Origin of the sequence: Thalassobacterium maritimum (assembly GCF_031127805.1) — a bacterium.
GTDB classification, from domain to species: domain Bacteria; phylum Verrucomicrobiota; class Verrucomicrobiia; order Opitutales; family Coraliomargaritaceae; genus Thalassobacterium; species Thalassobacterium maritimum.
Genome location: NZ_JARXHW010000018.1, coordinates 48,195 through 64,858 on the forward strand (window position 1 = coordinate 48,195; position 16,664 = coordinate 64,858).

General features: G+C 53.0%; 12 protein-coding genes. 6 read left to right on the forward strand and 6 right to left on the reverse strand.

Features of this window, described 5'->3' with window-relative positions; translation table 11 throughout:
• Window positions 1-65 precede the first annotated feature (65 nt).
• On the reverse strand, window positions 66-833 hold the full coding sequence (hisA, locus tag QEH52_RS09535) for a phosphoribosylformimino-5-aminoimidazole carboxamide ribotide isomerase (RefSeq protein ID WP_308950010.1): 768 nt from the start codon (window positions 831-833) through the stop codon (window positions 66-68).
• A gap of 169 nt (window positions 834-1,002) precedes the next feature.
• On the opposite strand from hisA, the gene QEH52_RS09540 reads away from it, so the two are divergent.
• The 4 genes from QEH52_RS09540 (at window position 1,003) to QEH52_RS09555 (ending at window position 6,496) form a co-directional block, all read left to right on the forward strand.
• Complete coding sequence (locus QEH52_RS09540) at window positions 1,003-1,968, forward strand: FecR family protein (protein ID WP_308950011.1); 966 nt, start codon at window positions 1,003-1,005, stop codon at window positions 1,966-1,968.
• A gap of 86 nt (window positions 1,969-2,054) precedes the next feature.
• Window positions 2,055-2,921, forward strand: a complete 867-nt coding sequence (locus QEH52_RS09545; protein ID WP_308950013.1) for an EamA family transporter — start codon at window positions 2,055-2,057, stop codon at window positions 2,919-2,921.
• 88 nt (window positions 2,922-3,009) lie between these two features.
• Window positions 3,010-3,480 (forward strand): redoxin domain-containing protein, encoded by a 471-nt coding sequence (locus tag QEH52_RS09550; protein WP_308950014.1) that lies wholly within the window; start codon window positions 3,010-3,012, stop codon window positions 3,478-3,480.
• A 175-nt stretch (window positions 3,481-3,655) separates the two neighbouring features.
• A complete protein-coding gene (locus QEH52_RS09555) occupies window positions 3,656-6,496 on the forward strand; it encodes an aconitate hydratase (protein ID WP_308950016.1) in 2,841 nt (946 codons plus the stop codon).
• 283 nt (window positions 6,497-6,779) lie between these two features.
• Here the strand turns inward: QEH52_RS09555 and QEH52_RS09560 are convergent, their stop codons facing one another.
• A complete protein-coding gene (locus QEH52_RS09560; RefSeq protein WP_308950017.1) occupies window positions 6,780-9,548 on the reverse strand; it encodes a bifunctional aconitate hydratase 2/2-methylisocitrate dehydratase in 2,769 nt (922 codons plus the stop codon).
• 180 nt (window positions 9,549-9,728) lie between these two features.
• Here QEH52_RS09560 and QEH52_RS09565 point away from each other — a divergent pair, with 180 nt between their 5' ends.
• Both QEH52_RS09565 and QEH52_RS09570 read left to right on the forward strand, forming a co-directional pair.
• Window positions 9,729-10,232 (forward strand): STAS domain-containing protein, encoded by a 504-nt coding sequence (locus tag QEH52_RS09565; RefSeq protein ID WP_308950018.1) that lies wholly within the window; start codon window positions 9,729-9,731, stop codon window positions 10,230-10,232.
• 23 nt (window positions 10,233-10,255) lie between these two features.
• Complete coding sequence (locus tag QEH52_RS09570) at window positions 10,256-11,692, forward strand: SpoIIE family protein phosphatase (protein WP_308950019.1); 1,437 nt, start codon at window positions 10,256-10,258, stop codon at window positions 11,690-11,692.
• A 4-nt stretch (window positions 11,693-11,696) separates the two neighbouring features.
• On the opposite strand, the gene QEH52_RS09575 is transcribed toward QEH52_RS09570, so the two are convergent.
• The 4 genes from QEH52_RS09575 to QEH52_RS09590 form a co-directional block, all read right to left on the reverse strand.
• The gene (locus QEH52_RS09575; protein ID WP_308950020.1) at window positions 11,697-13,223 is read right to left on the reverse strand and encodes a phospholipase D-like domain-containing protein; all 1,527 of its coding nucleotides are present in this window, start codon (window positions 13,221-13,223) and stop codon (window positions 11,697-11,699) included.
• Window positions 13,224-13,732: 509 nt separating this feature from the next.
• Window positions 13,733-14,602, reverse strand: coding sequence for a c-type cytochrome (locus QEH52_RS09580; RefSeq protein ID WP_308950021.1), 870 nt, complete (start codon window positions 14,600-14,602; stop codon window positions 13,733-13,735).
• A 210-nt stretch (window positions 14,603-14,812) separates the two neighbouring features.
• Complete coding sequence (locus tag QEH52_RS09585; protein ID WP_308950023.1) at window positions 14,813-15,493, reverse strand: PEP-CTERM sorting domain-containing protein; 681 nt, start codon at window positions 15,491-15,493, stop codon at window positions 14,813-14,815.
• A gap of 26 nt (window positions 15,494-15,519) precedes the next feature.
• Window positions 15,520-16,653: a TIGR02597 family protein gene (locus QEH52_RS09590; protein ID WP_308950024.1), complete on the reverse strand. Its 1,134-nt coding sequence runs from the start codon at window positions 16,651-16,653 to the stop codon at window positions 15,520-15,522.
• Window positions 16,654-16,664 lie beyond the last annotated feature (11 nt).

Here is a 16,664-nt window from a genome sequence, read left to right on the forward strand (position 1 = left end):
TAAGCTCGATAGTAGACATCACCGTTGCTTTGTCCAACGCGTTTGTCTACGAGTTCATGCGAAACTCAAGTGCCTCGATTCCAATTGACACAATCCGTATAGCGAATCTGTGAACCGCCAAACAAGTCAAGCGCACTGCCAATAGTTAGGTCGACTCGACCTGCGCTCAGGCGGTTGACTGTCTCGAGGTCCTCAAATGCATTGGCCCCGCCCGCATAGGTAACTGGGATCGGACTATGCTGCCCCAAAAACTCAACTAAGCGCGCATCCACGCCCTCGCACTTCCCCTCCACATCGGCGGCATGCACCAAGAACTCATCACAGTAATTAGCCAGCTCTTGAATGCTCGCGCTATCGACATTCAAATCTGTGGGCGTTTGCCAACGATTCATCGCGACCACCCAGCCCCGATCCTGCTCGCGGCAACTCAAGTCCAAGACTAAGCGCTCTCGGCCAAGCTCTGCCACCAACTGCCCTAAACGCTCTGGCAAGAAATGCCCCTGCGCATCAAACAACCAAGATGTCACTATCACGTGACTCGCGCCAGCCTGCAACCACTCCGCCGCATTCTCAAGATGTATACCGCCGCCGACCTGCAAGCCGCCCGGATAAGCTGCGAGCGCCTCGCGTGCAGCCTCGTCATTGCCGGGGCCCAACTTAATCACATGTCCGCCGCGCAATTGATCTTTTTGGTAGAGCTCCGCATAATAGGCGGCGGGTTGATCACTCTCAAAATTAGTCAGCAAGCCGTGACCGTCGGCGCTCAGGCTTCCGCCGACAATTTGTTTTACACTGCCATTGTGCAGGTCGATGCAGGGCCGAAATTTCGTCATAAATCACAGACAAACCCAATGCTCCAGAACTGAAAAGCTCAAATAATCGCTACAATTGAGTAAAATAGGTAGAATACCTCTCCAAGGATCAGGGAAAAAGCTTGAAAGAAGCAAAATATCGCGCAAGGTAATGGCGTTCATTTCTCTCTACACACAACGTAACTCTGCTATGAAGACTCTACGAATTCCACTAACTATACTATGCCTACTCGCATTAAGCGCGATCTCAGCACAAGCAGCTCGCTTGGCAAGCGCTAAGGTGCTAGAGCTCACAGGCACAGTCACCAAATACTCCCCCAACGGCCAAAATACGCCCTTGAAAGTTGGCGACATCCTGACTGAAGGAGATTCTCTTAGCTCAACTGCAAAAAGCTCTGCTAAACTAGTATTTTCGAACGGATCCGAAGTCACAGTTAAACAAAACTCTAGCCTTAACATATCAAAGATGGAGCAAGAGTCTTTTGGTGGCAACCAAAGCTATGAACAGCTCCAAGCAGACCCCAGCAAGTCCCAAACACTACTGGAACTCAACTACGGCGACATTGATGGACACGTAAAGAAGCTCAGCTACGGCTCCAACTTCAGAATTAAGACTCCACTGGGCACCGCAGCGATTCGCGGCACATACTTCTCTATCTCGCTGCGCTATGACTCACGTAGTGGAGACTTCACTTTGTCTGTCACAAACATCGACGGCACAGTGGACATCATTTCGACATTTAGCGGAGATATCCTATTTGGCGACAGCGATGAAGCAGTGAAGGAATTTGAAGGCGAAGGCACTGAAGAAGGTGATGGCACGAACGAAAAAACTGATACGGTCCCACAAACCAAAACGATCAAAATCCGCTTATCTAAGAACAACCCGAACCGCGAAGCTATCATAGCTGTCGTCAAAGCAATTGTTCCATCCGAAATCAGAGTCATAATCGATGACGACACAGGAGCAGACGACGCACCTGCAGTAGAAGATGGCGAAGGCTCTGAAGGTGAAGAAGGCGGCGAAGGAGAAGAAGGTTCTGAAGGTGAAGAAGGCAGCGAAGAAGGCGGCAATCCAACTCCCACCATCCCAGCACCTGCTATTACCCCCGAGGACCCTAGCATCATCGTAGTTAGCCCAGAAACAGGCAACTAAGTTAGCTAGATAGATGGAAGGCCACACAGCCTTAATAAATTAAATCAAAGCCCCGGTTCGCCGGGGCTTTTTTATTAGTCCCATCCATGATCTACCTTACAATCGTCTCACTCATTTGGGCCTTTTCCTTCGGCCTAATCGGCAATGCCCTGCTAGGAGTCGACTCCATCTTCGTCGCCACCATACGCCTTAGCATCGCCGGTTTAGCGTTCCTCCCCTTCCTACGCTGGTCCAAGGTGCCCTCAGGCAGCCACTTAAAGTTGATTGGCTGCGGCGCGGTGCAGTTTGGCGTCATGTACGTGAGCTACATCAAAGCCTTCCAATATATTCCTTCACACTTAGTGGCACTATTCTCCATACTCACCCCGCTGTATGTGGTGACCATAAACGACCTCAGGCAACGTCAGTTCCACCGCAAATACCTCTATGCTGCTCTGCTATCCATCGCGGGCGCGGCAGTGATCAAAGCGAAGTCTGGCTCTATCGGCTCGATCTGGATCGGCTTCGGATTGATGCAAATCGCAGGATTGGCTTTCGGCTTCGGCCAGGTCTATTACCGCGACTGGAAACGCGCCCATCCCACGACCAAAGACTCACAGGTGTTTGGCCTGCTTTACGTAGGCGGCATCGCCGTCGCCGTATTATCTTGCGCACTGTGGAGCGACTGGGAGCAGACACAGCTTAGCTCCAAACAATTACAAGTCCTGCTCTACCTAGGACTTGTCGCCTCCGGCCTGGGCTTCTTTCTCTGGAATAAGGGCGCCGCGCTCTGCCGTGCCGGCACACTGGCGGCCTTCAATAACGCAGTCGTGCCCTTGGCGATGGCCAGCTCCTTATTCATCTTCGGGGAAATATCCCAAATAGAAAGCGGCGCACTCGCACGCCTCCTCGTTGGCAGCGCATGCATCGTGACCGCCGTGCTGATCGCAGAGAAAACCCCGCAGCAATCCTAGGCAGCCCTTTACAAACATCGCAATGCAGCTATCATAATTTTGTAATACTTACACAACACTCATCACACAATAATACATAGAGACTACCATGGCACTTGCAACTGGCACGACCGCACCCGATTTCACGCTTAAGACTAAAAACGACGAAGGCCTCGCCGATGTCACATTGAGCGACAATTTCGATAAAAAGAAGACCGTCCTACTCTTCTTCCCATTGGCATTCACCAGCGTCTGCATGAAAGAAATGTGCGACGTGAGTGACAGCATCACCGCTTATAACGACTTAAATGCAGCCGTTTATGGCATCTCCGTCGACAGTCCTTTTGCCCAAGAGCAAATGGCCAAGGTCGATGGCCTGAAATTCCCTCTACTCAGCGATTTCAACAAGGAGGTTTCAACGGCTTACGATGTATGCTACGCCGACCTGCTGGGCTTCAAGGGCGTCTCTAAACGCTCGGCCTTCGTCATCGACGAAAAGGGGGTCATCATCTACAGCGAATCTTCGGAAGATCCGCACGACTTGCCTAATTTTGATGCGATCAAAGCAGCACTCGCATAAGCTTTGCTAGCGAGGGTAATTCACAACTTACCCACACTATCTGATCTGCAGCACGCCCAGTCGTGCTGCAGATCTTGCCCCCACACTGCCCCAGTTACTCCCATTCCCATAGGACTTCGGCAAACTCTACGGCTCGCCGAAGTTATCCGCCCAGAATCGTAGTTCTTAATTCATTATGAACGATCCATTTAAAGTCCTCAAGGAGCTGAATGGCTCCCATTACTACAGCCTTCCCGCCCTCGAAAGCGAAGCGGGCCTAAGCGGTATCTCCCGCTTACCGGTGAGCATTCGCATCGTGCTGGAATCGGTTCTGCGCAACTGCGATGGCCAAAAGGTCAAGCCAGAGGATGTCACCGCCCTTGCCAACTGGAGCGCGAGCGAGCGTAGCAGCAAAGAGATTCCCTTCGTGGTCTCGCGTGTGGTGCTACAGGACTTCACCGGCGTGCCCCTGCTAGTCGACCTCGCCGCCATGCGCGATGCCGTCGCCGCGCTCGGCAAGGATCCCGCACTGATCGAACCGCTAGTGCCCGTTGACTTGGTAGTCGACCACTCGGTACAAGTCGACCGCTCAGGCACAGCCAACGCATTTCTACAAAACTTAAAGATTGAGTTCAGCCGCAATAAGGAGCGCTACCAATTCCTAAAATGGGGCAAACAGGCCTTTGACACTTTCAGTGTTGTGCCTCCCGCAATCGGGATCGTACACCAAGTCAACTTAGAGCACTTGGCTAAGGTGGTCTTCGAAAAAGACGATATCCTCTACCCCGACACACTCGTCGGCACCGACTCCCACACCACCATGATCAACGGCCTCGGCATTGTCGGCTGGGGCGTGGGCGGCATCGAAGCGGAATCCGGCATGCTGGGCCAACCAGTCTACTTCCAAACGCCCGAAGTGGTCGGTGTCCATCTGACGGGCGAGCTACTAGAAGGCACCACTGCCACCGACCTCACGCTGCGCATCACTCAAATGCTGCGCGAAGCCAAAGTGGTGGGCAAATTTGTCGAGTTCTACGGCGAGGGCGCCGCCCAACTCAGCCTGGCCGACCGCGCCACGATCGCCAATATGGCCCCGGAATACGGCGCCACCATGGGCTTCTTCCCCGTCGATGAAAAATCACTCGACTACCTGCGCCTCACAGGCCGCGAGGAGGCGCAAATCGCGAAGATCAAAGCCTACTACCAAGCCCAAAACCTATTCGGTATTCCAAAGCAAGGCGAGATCGACTACTCCGTCGATCTGGAACTCGACATCAGCACTGTCGTGCCTTGTGTCTCGGGCCCCAAGCGCCCGCAAGATCGCATCGAAGTACCCGCGCTTAAAAAAACCTTTACTCAGCTACTGCAAACACCCACCGCGCAAGGTGGCTTCGGCATCGCGCCCGAAGAACTGGACAAAACCACTCGCGTGACCGCACCGGTAGCCGCTGGCGGACGCGATGAGCCCACCGGCGGCGTGACCGACCTCGCTGAAGACGAAGGGGCCGCCATGAACGAGACCGAGATGGTAGCCAACCGCCCCGCGACTCCAGGCGTGGGCGAAACGCACGATCCTGCCAGCCTGCCGGCCATCGCCCACGGCCAAGTGCTGATCGCGGCCATCACCAGCTGCACCAACACTTCCAACCCCTCAGTCATGATCGCCGCCGGCCTCGTCGCCCGCAAGGCACGTGAAAAAGGCCTGAACGTGAACCCGCTGGTCAAAACGTCACTCGGACCAGGCTCACGCGTAGTGACCGACTACCTGAAAGCGACCGACTTACAAGATGATCTGGACGCCCTCGGCTTCCAACTGGTCGGCTACGGCTGCACCACCTGCATCGGTAACTCGGGCCCCCTGGACCCCACCATCGAAGCGGCCCTCAAGGAGGGCAACATGATCGGTGCCTCCGTGCTCTCTGGCAATCGCAACTTCGAAGCACGCGTGCATGGCGCGCTCAAAGCCTCTTTCCTGATGTCGCCCCCTCTGGTAGTGGCTTACGCCCTCGCCGGCAACGTCAACATCGACCTCACTCACGATCTCATCGGCATGGGCAACAATGGCCAGCCTGTCTACTTGAAGGACATCTGGCCCAGCAACCAGGAGATCGAAGCCCTGGTCCACTCCGGCCTCAAACCCGAGATGTTTCGCAGCAAATACGGTGAACTCGACGATGCCAACCCCGAGTGGAATGCGGTGCAATCTTCGACCGGCGATAGCTACGACTGGGATGCCGACTCCACCTACATTCAAAACCCGCCCTTCTTCGAAGGCTTCGGCATGCAGCCCGGCACAATCACCGACCTCAACCAGCTGCGTCCACTCGCGATTGTCGGCGACTCGATCACCACCGACCATATCTCGCCCGCAGGCGCGATCAAAGAAGACGGCCCCGCCGGTCGCTATCTAAAGGAACACGGCGTGGAAAAGCGCGACTTCAACAGCTTCGGCTCCCGCCGTGGCAATGATCGTATCATGACCCGCGGCACCTTCGCCAACGTACGCTTCAAGAACCAGATGGCCGACGGCAAAGAAGGCGGCTACACCAAGCTAATGCCCGAAGGAAAGCCGATGGACATCTACGATGCCTGCCAGCAATACAAGCAACGTGGCACCGGACTGATCCTCCTCGCTGGCGAAGACTACGGCATGGGCAGCTCCCGCGACTGGGCCGCCAAGGGCACCGCCCTTCTCGGCGTGCGCGCCGTGGTGGCCAAGAGCTTCGAACGCATCCACCGCAGCAATTTGATCGGCATGGGCGTACTGCCCTGCCAATTCCCCGCTGGAGTCGACGCTCAAAGCCTCGACCTGAATGGCGAAGAAACCTTTTCAATCACCGGTCTCAACGAAGATTTGAAGCCTGGCCAAAGCCTGCCGATGGAAATCAAAAAAGCCGACGGCAGCACACAAACGGTCGAGCTCACCGTGCGCATCGACACCGACATCGAAGTCGAATACTACCGCCACGGCGGCATTCTCCAATACGTGCTACGCGACATCGTCGCGGACCACGCTACGCGCGAGAGTGGGGAGTAGAGAGGGGGAGAACGTCGAACGTTCAACATCCAACGTCCAATTTTGAATAAGGGTACAATCATTCGATGTTGGACGTTCGATGTTCCCAGCTCACTCGATTTAGGAGTCGCAGTATGGTCGCACTGGCTAACCCCACACAGACGCGACTGGCGTCGCATCGCTACACAATGAACCCCTACGTACAAAAAACGTAGCGAACTCGCGCCAGCGAGGTCTACGCGATCATTCCCCGCATACAGCGGAGCACGCCACAGGCGCGGCGCACTCCAACTTGCGAAATCCTCTAACTGATCAGCGCCTCAGCGGGAGGTGCGAACTTGGTCAAATTGATGCCCGCGACCGCAGACTTGTATTCCTCAATATTTGGCGTGCGGCCAAGGATTGCGGAAAGCACGACGACGGGAGTAGAGGCCAATAAAGACTCACCTTTTTTACGATCGGAATCTTCCACCACGCGTCCTTGGAACAGACGAGTGGATGTAGCCATCACGGTATCGCCACGAGCCGCTTTTTCCTGATTGCCCATGCAGAGGTTACAGCCAGGACGCTCGAGATACATCATGTTTTCGTATTCAGTGCGTGCCGCGCCCTTCGGTGCGTCGTCGTCGAACTCGAAACCGGAGTATTTCTGCAACATTTCCCAATCACCTTCAGCCTTCAGCTCGTCGATGATGTTGTAAGTCGGCGCAGCCACCACGAGGGGCGCCTGGAACTTCACTTCACCTTGTTGCGCTTCGAGATTCTTGAGCATTTGAGAAACAATCTTCAAGTCGCCCTTGTGTACCATGCAGGAGCCGACGAATCCGAGATCAACGGACTTCTCTCCCTGATAGTAAGAGAGCTCGCGAATAATATCGTGGGTGTAGCGCTTCGAAATGTCCTCGTTGTTGACGTCGGGGTCCGCAATCATCGGCTCCACGATGGCGTCGAGGTCGACTACGAATTCGGCCGAATACTTGGCATTGGCATCGGGCATCAGTGCGGGCTTGGCACCGGATCGAATGTCGGCAATGCGCTGATTGGCAATATCGATCAGGCCTTGCAGCACCTTCGAATCATTGTCCATGCCCTTCTCGATCATGATCTGGATGCGGCTCTTCGCGATTTCCAGTGATTCGATCAGTGTCTCGTCCTGGGAAATGCAAATGGAGGCCTTCGCCTTCATCTCTGCAGTCCAGTCCGTAAATGTGAAGGCTTGGTCGGCGGGCAGCGTGCCAATGTGCACTTCGATCACGCGACCTTGGAAGACGTTCTCCCCAAACTTCTTAAGCATTTGAATTTGCGTGGCGTGCACCACGTCGCGGAAGTCCATGTGCTCCTTGAGCTCGCCCTTGAAAGTCACTTTAACGGACTCAGGGATCGGCATGGTGGCTTCCCCCGTGGCCAAAGCCAGCGCCACGGTGCCCGAGTCGGCTCCGAAAGCGACGCCCTTGGACATGCGTGTGTGCGAGTCGCCGCCGATGATGATCGCCCATTCATCCACAGTCAGGTCGTTCAAGACCTTGTGGATCACGTCGGTCATGGCATGGTATTCGCCCTTTGGATCACGTGCAGTGATCAACCCGAACTTATTCATGAACTCCATCAAGCGCGGGATATTGGCCTGTGCCTTCTTATCCCACACCGATGCCGTGTGACAGCCGGATTGGTAACCGGCATCCACGGTCGGAGAGATGACTGTGGCCGCCATTGATTCCAACTCCTGCGAAGTCATCAGCCCGGTCGTATCTTGCGAGCCGACGATATTGGCGCGCACCCGAACGTCCGAGCCCGCGTGCAAGACAGCACCTTCAGACACACCGACGGCATTCTTATTAAAAATCTTCTCCACTGCAGTCAGGCCCTGGCCTGCATGCGAAATTTCCTTGGAAGGCGCGAAGGCCGACTCCAACTCAACGCCCAGAGTTTGAGCCGCGAAGCTCTGTAGCTTTTTACCGAAAACGACCGCGTAAGAACCGCCCGCCTTCATAAACTCCAGCTTCTGTGGTGTGAACGAGGCGGTCAGGTCGACCAACTCTTGCTCACCATTGTAGAGCTTCTTTTCCTTGGTGTTGATTGTCAGCACTGTGCCAGTTGCGACAGAGTAAACTTCCTCCAGCACGGGATCACCGCTCTCGTTCAAGACTGGCTTGCCCTCGGCATCCAATTTCTTGCGCCAGTTCTTCAGGTCGACTCCGATGCCTCCGGTCACATCCACGGTGGTCAGGAAAATCGGCGAAATCCCATTCGTGCCCGCAACAATCGGAGCAATATTCACAAAGGGAATGTAAGGGCTAGCGGGTTTACCGGTCCACAAAGCTACATTATTGACCCCCGACATGCGCGAGGAGCCCACGCCCATTGTGCCCTTTTCAGCAATCAACATCACACGCTTATCAGGATGCTGCGCCTGTAGACCTTGGATTTCAATCTGCGCCTCTTCGGAAATCATGCACTTACCATGCAGCTCACGATCCGAGCGCGAGTGCGCCTGATTGCCCGGGGACAACAAGTCAGTTGAAATATCGCCTTCGCCAGCGATGTAAGTGACCACTTTAATTTCTTCGTCCACTGGGGGCAACTTAGTAAAGAACTCCGCCTTGGCATAGCTCTCCAATAGCTCCTTAGCGATGGCATTGCCTGCCTGATAAGCAGCCACCAAGCGATCCGTGTCCGCCTCGTAGAGAAAGACCTGAGTCTTCAAGACCGCAGCAGCCTGTGCGGCGACCGCGGCATCCTCACCCAGCGCGAGATCTAAGAGCACCTTGATCGAAGGGCCCCCCTTCATGTGGGATAAGAGCTCCAAGGCATACTCGGGAGTAATTTCCTCCACCACAGACTCCCCCAGAATGATCTCTTTCAAGAATTGCGCCTTCACCGTGGCCGCACTGGTGGTGCCCGGTAATACGTTATAAATGAAAAAGTGCAAGGAGTCCTTGCGATACTCGTTATCGAGATCCTTAATCTGCTCAATGATCACAGCGAGCAATTCGCCATTATCAATTGGTTTCGGGCTCAACCCTTCACCTTTACGTTCTTCGATCTCTTTAGTATATTCTAGGTAAGTATTCATATCTTCAGCTATCACACAAAGTCTGCCCTCGCTTAGGGATTTCAAGAAGATTTTATGAATTATTGCCGACCCTCGATTGATTGTTGATTATTAAGTTCACAGTGCTAGCCTACTCGACCAGCTTTCTGACTCGGTTTTATATCTTACAACTTTTCACCTTTCACCCGACCCACGCTCTGCATGAGTGATTCACCACAGCCCACATTTCTCGTTAGCGCTTACTCCGACCCTGTCGTAGTTAAAATTAACGGCAAAGCGAATTACTTAAACTGTAATTCATTCCGTGAGTTTATCGAAACGATCCTCGCGAGTGGAAGTCGCCGAATTTTTATCGATTTTGAAGCATGCAAAGGTATGGACAGTACCTTTCTCGGCATTCTAGCTGGCACAGCAATCGAGCTACGTAAGCTCTCACCAGCGGGTGAATTGGTCGTCGGCAAACTTGGGGAGCGCAACTACGAGCTAATTTGCAATTTAGGCCTACAAAATTTGCTAACAGTCTCAGAGGATGAAACCGAAGCGGCCGAAAGTTTTGCCGCACTACAAAATCAAGAAGTCTCCGATGCCAAAAACATCCTGAAAGCCCACGAGAACCTAACAGAAGCGGATCAAGAAAACGTAGCCAAATTTCAAGACGTCATCGCGTTTCTACGCAATCAAGTCGAGAAACAGGACAAAGAGTAGACACAGCCCCTCGAGCCCCAGCCATGCTGCCTTTCATACTTGGACTAATCGCTGGAGCCTTCGCACTGTGGCTCCCCTACAACGCAAAACGCCGACAGATCAAAATTCTCGACGAAGATAAGCAGCTCCTACATCAGGAGAAACAAATCGTCGTCGAATTCATGCACAACATGGTCGAGGCGGTCGCCGAAGGCAGCAACCGCGAGACAATGTTTCAGCGCATCATCCATGCCGCCATCCTAAGCACCGGCGCGATGAGCGCCTGCATTTTCGAAAAACGCCCCAACAACACCCTGAAGGGCATCGCCGTCGAAGGCCTCTTTCCACCACAGCGCAAACTTCCAAAGTCGGTAACCAGTAAACTCACCACGCGCGCCCAATTCCTCGAGAGCATCCTCAAGTCTGAAACCTACCAAATGGGCGAAGGCCTGATCGGCCAGGTCGCTAAATCGCGCCGCGCACAGCTCATCGTCGATGCAGAAAACGACCCGCGCATCGTACAACACGAAGACCCCGCACTGAAAATTCGCTCCTTCATTGCCGCTCCCGTGCTCTTTCAAGGAGAACTGATCGCTGTGCTCGCCGTAGCCAATCCCTCCGACGGGCTCGCGTTTACCGAAACTGACTTCTCCCTAGTCCAATCACTCGCCGAACAAGTGGGCCTCGCCGTGCACAACAGCGACGCCATGCAACTACAGATCGATAAAAATAAACTCGATACCGACATCGAGCTCGCCAGTAACATCCAAGGCCTGCTGCTCCCGAAGAAATTTCCGCCTGCCGACCACATCGCGTTCGCCTCACACTACACGCCTGCTCAAAAAGTCGGCGGCGACCTCTACGATGTCTTTGCATTGGATGAAAAAACAATCGCGTTCGCTATCGCCGACGTTTCCGGCAAAGGCATATCCGCCTCGATTTTAATGGCGATTTGCCAAACGCACCTACGCCACTTCGCACAACTACACCGCTCACCCTCAAAAGTGCTCAGCGCCATCAATGCTGCCATGGAACATACGATGCAACGAGACATGTTCATCACCATGGTCTACGCTGTAATAGACTTAGAAACTGAAAAACTCACCTTGGCGCGAGCAGGCCACGAGTTGCCGCTTTTCTACGACCAACATACAAATGGCGGCCTCGACGTCGGCCCAATTCAATCCCCGGGCATGGCGGTCGGCATGGTGCCTCCCGCCATATTTGAAAGTATCATTCAAGATACCTCCATCCACTTCGGAAGTAAAGATGCCCTACTACTCTACACCGACGGCATTACCGAAATCGCCAATAACAATGGCGACGAATACGGCAGCCAGCGCCTCACTGAACTACTGAGAACACATGGCGACAAAGGAGCTCAAGAACTTGTGGAGCAGACATTGGAGAGCGTACACCGCTTCTCCCAGGGCACCGGCCAACTGGATGACTTAACACTGATCGCGGTCAAACACGCATAAAAACTCAGAAGGTCGAAGCTCCGCTCCACTCTTGAAAGCGGTAAAGCCATGTCTTCCAACGCAAGGACCATCCCTCTTCAGCCCAGTCCTCGTAAGGCAGACTTTCCTCATAGCCATCCGCATTGGTCCACAAAGCCTCAAAATACGCATCAAAGGCGGCTCCCATCTCCATCGCATCTTGAAACAGTAAATTCGCCTCTAGGTTTAGATTTTCCAAATTGCGACGCGTCCAATTTGCCGAGCCCAGACACAACACATCCTGCTGATCCCCAACAACACGTAATACCTTGGCATGATACTGCTCTCCATGGGTGGCTGCCCAACGCACCTCAATCGCTCCCTCACCAGACAAAGCCATCAGCTCCGCGGCAACTTCACGATTGGGAATACCGTTTTTTTCGCGTCCAAAAGCATCGCGATTCGCATCTAGTAATAAGCGAACCTGAGCTCCGCGCTGAATCGCTTGCGTGAAAGCTTTCACAATACTTCGATCCGAAAAATAAAATACAGCAGCGTCGACACGAGTGTCCGCATTCGCCGCATTCAACTGAGCGAGTAGCTCTGCTTGAATGGCCCCCTCACTCCGCCAAGCCACCCGTGGCGCACCTTCACGCGCTCGAGGCAGTGAATCTACCCGAGGAATACTTTGCCGAATTTTCTCAATGCTACGAGCCACGAATTGACTGCCCTCACCTTGGACTTGCTGCGGATCCATCGCGGACCACTCTGCCACCGCCAACTCTGAATGCGCTGCATAAATCGCCACGGCGCCCTCAACTACAGCCCCCAGATTTGAGTGATTTGCGCTCCCATCAGCTGGGTTCAAACTGCCAATCACTACCCGCGGCGCAGAGCCCTCTCGCCCTGTCACCAGAACTTTACGATGATTCGCCTTAAAATACAACATGCGCCCCAACTGAGCAAGTGTCAGCTTCTCGCCCGCTCCATCAAATGGATTAGGGACCACTCGCAGCCCACCTAGTTTTCCCGTAGGCAAATACTGGCTCCAAAACCATGCTTGAGGGGCATACACACGATTAGAATCCGGCATCTGACTCAAATCTGTGAACACCACTGGAATGCCCGCTCCCGCCAAACGAGCGTAATAGTCCGCCCCAAGCTCCCCGTAAATGCGATTGATCGGGTCCGTAATGACAAGTATCGGCAAATCCGGACTTTGGATTCGCTTGCGTAGTAAGGCCTCCGCTAACTCCTCGGCCAGCGGACGAAGTTCTCCAGAGGGCTCCACTGCACCACGCCAAGGATTCCAGAGGAAAAAATCAGCGATCACAAAGGTCTCAGCAGACTCTATCTCCTGCAAGATTGTGTCAAAAATTTGATGTGAGCGCACGACCTGCTCTCGTTCTCGATCCCAAACAGTGCGATCAATCAATAATCGCGCCTCAGAATACTCAAAATCCGGACTACGCAAGCTCGTCCCCGCTGGCAACTCCTGCTGCTGAAAAAGCAGATAAGGCAACGCCGCCACCCCTAGCAGGGCCCCAAGAAATATCCATTTGATCGTTCGCATTCTTTTAAATATGCGAAAAGCACCAACGAACACAAGGACATGTCAGCAACTACAGCTCATGCAAATTAACAATATACACGCCCCAGCAGCACGAGCCATTCAATACGACAGGCTGCGACCAGTCATCTCAATTAACCCGCCCGAGGCCATGCCGTCACCGGGAGCGGCTACCTCGTCCCAATACTCGCCCTGGTCGATAATACTCATCGGGCCCAATTGCCATACTATGGCAATTCGTCGAGCAATAAGTAACCCCCTGAGCAACCACCCGGACAGACGCCCGCACAACGCTCAAATTCTTGCTGCATATTGGACATACAGTGACACTACTTCCATTTATCATTCTCAGCTTTGTTAATTGATTCGTGTTTTTTAATATTAATCATGCGCTCCCTGCGTCAACAAACAGCTAACTCAAATCACGCGCAAAGGAACTCTCGTATCCAATAGACTGATACCCTTAAGCAAAACTCCCAGCAAAATCAAAATCATCAGACTAGGCAAGAGAGCTATTTCCCTAGCGCCGAAGTCTCTTTTAAGTAGGCCACAATCTTGGCGAACTTCGCATCATCAAAATCTTCATGATTGGGCATAATTGTATCTGGGTAAAACTGCTTAGGGTTCGTAATCATCTTCCTCAAGTACGCTTCATTGTAATTCGCATGCCCTTGCAGCACAATTAAAGGACGCTGCGAAACATTGCCACCGACATTGCCGGGCCCCTGGTGGCAGACATTACAGCGCTGCAGAAACAAATCACGTCCGGCCTGCGCCAGTGGCGACAACTGGTCCATCGGCGCATCATAAAATGGTGCATAACGCTTAGCTGTATTCATTGCACGAATACCAGTCATTTGAGTCGCAGAAACCATCCCATATTTTGGAGAACCTGGGTAACCGCTTTTGTCACCGACCACGAAAACATAATAGGGAGCCAATGCCTCAATATCTCCGCCAAACATCGGCCATTCGCTCTCATCGGGCCCCTTGCCGTTAATATACAGCAACATGACTGGATCATTTTCCTCAAGATACTCCAGTGTCATAAAACTCTCCCACGCATCTGTAGTTTCCAACAAGAAACCATCCGCATCGGGCCCCAAACCAAGCGCCTTCACCAAAGACTTCAGGGGCAGTACACCTAAGTCGGCCATATCAGCACCGGGGAAAACTTCCTCCCGAATCGTGGTAAATCCATCGATCTCCGAGAGTTCCTCGCGAGTCATATAACCGCCCTCTTGCCCCCAATCACCGCTAAAATAAATGGACGCCTCTGCCGGCTCTTCAGCATGCATTGCTACTTCAGCCAGTAAAGAGCTTTGAGTGCATAAAGAAAGTAAGCCACACAGGCCTATAGTATGAAGTAGGTAGGAATTCATTCGATCGATTTAGCAAAATCTAAGCCAGATTTTTCATCGAAAAAATATTTCACCTAAATGCGACCCACTCGTGTATCCGAAAATACGACACATTTTCAAATGCATGCATATACCCACAAGTAACTATAAAAGTGCCACTATTGCACAAAAAAACCGCTGTTGCGAGTCATTGCTCACTCGCAACAGCGGTGTCCAAGCGTTACGAAAAAACTATCGTACCCGACGGCGCACCAGTGCGCCCCCTAATACTGCCAGGCCCAATAGCGCTGCAGCAGAAGCTGGCTCTGGCACAGTAGTCAAGTTTGCCACCAACAAACCGGAATCAAGTGCACCTGATTCCGGGCCGCTGGGTAACATAATTGAATTCTGCGTGAAAGCATACAATCCATAAGAGGAAGATCCATCCGCAGGCACATCCCATTCACTACCCAGGCTTCCGCTTGCCTGGCTAAATATACCATACGAAGCACCCACCCCGATAAAACCATCTGCCATGCTAGCTTCCGGGAACCATGCGAGTGCCAGCGCATCCCCCTCGCTTAATGTATGACTGCCGTAACTACCGAGACTCACACTGGGTAGCCATGCAGCGAGTAAACCATCCATACCTGAGTTGGAAAGGTCGCCATACCACAGCACAAGATCATCGCCGCTAGTACCATCGGCAGTGATACCAGTAGAAAGATCTTCAGCAAATGAGAATGCTTCGACGGCATCGAATCCATTGCTGTCTGTATCCGCAAGCAACATGACTACACCTGTCGTAGGCATCGCTTCGCCCGCGTTCAATGTTTGCAACTGATCGGCCTGAATATCAAAGGAGATCGTGCCATAGACTGTAGACATCATTGTAGATGCACACAGTAAGAGTGAAGAATGTATCTTTTTCATTATATATTTACTTTTAATTTCGTTACTTAATCGAGATCACTGCTCAAATACTCGGGCAGAAATTGCCAGAGTGCTTGTGAGCCACTCGTATCGCCGACTTTGCGAATGAGAACTCCCTGCCCAGGCTGAAAGACCTCGACGGAGTCCATCAAACTTAAGAAGCCGCCCCCTTTAAGGCGCCAACCGGGCCCGCCGAAGCTAGCTCCTTCATAGTAGTAATAGATCCCGACGGCTGCTTTATCGAATCCAGCAGCACTGTTATCCATGACCATCACTAAATCCGCATCCAATCCTGTGATGGATGTGGTGCCTTCTACAGCTCCACTTTCCAGCAACTTGGAATCCGCAAGGCTGACTGGCACCATGCTCGTGGTCGCCACACGTATATCACTATCGATTTCGTGCCCTTCAATCACAAATGTGGATTGAGTCATTTGCACCTGCCCCGGCAGCAACAATTCGACCGCAGAATCTGTGATATTACGAAAACCAAATGCACGATCGGGAGCGATGGGATAATCATCATGTATCTCAGTCCAGCTGTCTCCTCTCATACGCCAGCCTTCACCGCCAAAAGCGGTGCCGTCGTAATAATAAAAAACCGTGGATGCGGCTAAGTCGACTCCCGCGCTCTGGTCGTAGAAATGCAACTCAGAGCGCTCGCCCAAACCTGTGATCGCAGCACTCGGCGTAACTGCATCTTGCTCACTAAAGAAAGTGCCCAAGGTCCAGTAAGGCACGATTTGCAGCGCTTGATTTTCGAGGCCATAGCCCTCCAGACTGCCCTCCTCCAGATCCAACTCCAGAGAGTCGGCGTCGTTGCCTGAGATCGTGTAGTAGCAACCTTCCAAATCACCACTCATGAAGAGTGCATAGTAGGTCACTGGCTGCGTGTCGGCGACATACACCCATTCGTCCTCCGACCAATCTGGGCTGGCGCCCGTAGTGACTAGGTCGATACGATTACCTTCGACCGTCGCAATCTGTCCGGAATAGACAGCGGTGCGATGCAGCGGCAGGCTGATCAAGGCATCGGATTGAGCCGGCACTTCCAGCTCTAGGATGCCCATAGGGTCCGTTTCCAGGGTGATGGCTGTCCCCACACTCGCCGTCGCGGCGAACAGCGGGAGCAGTATCCAATTTCGGGTATGTAAATACATATTAAATCTTA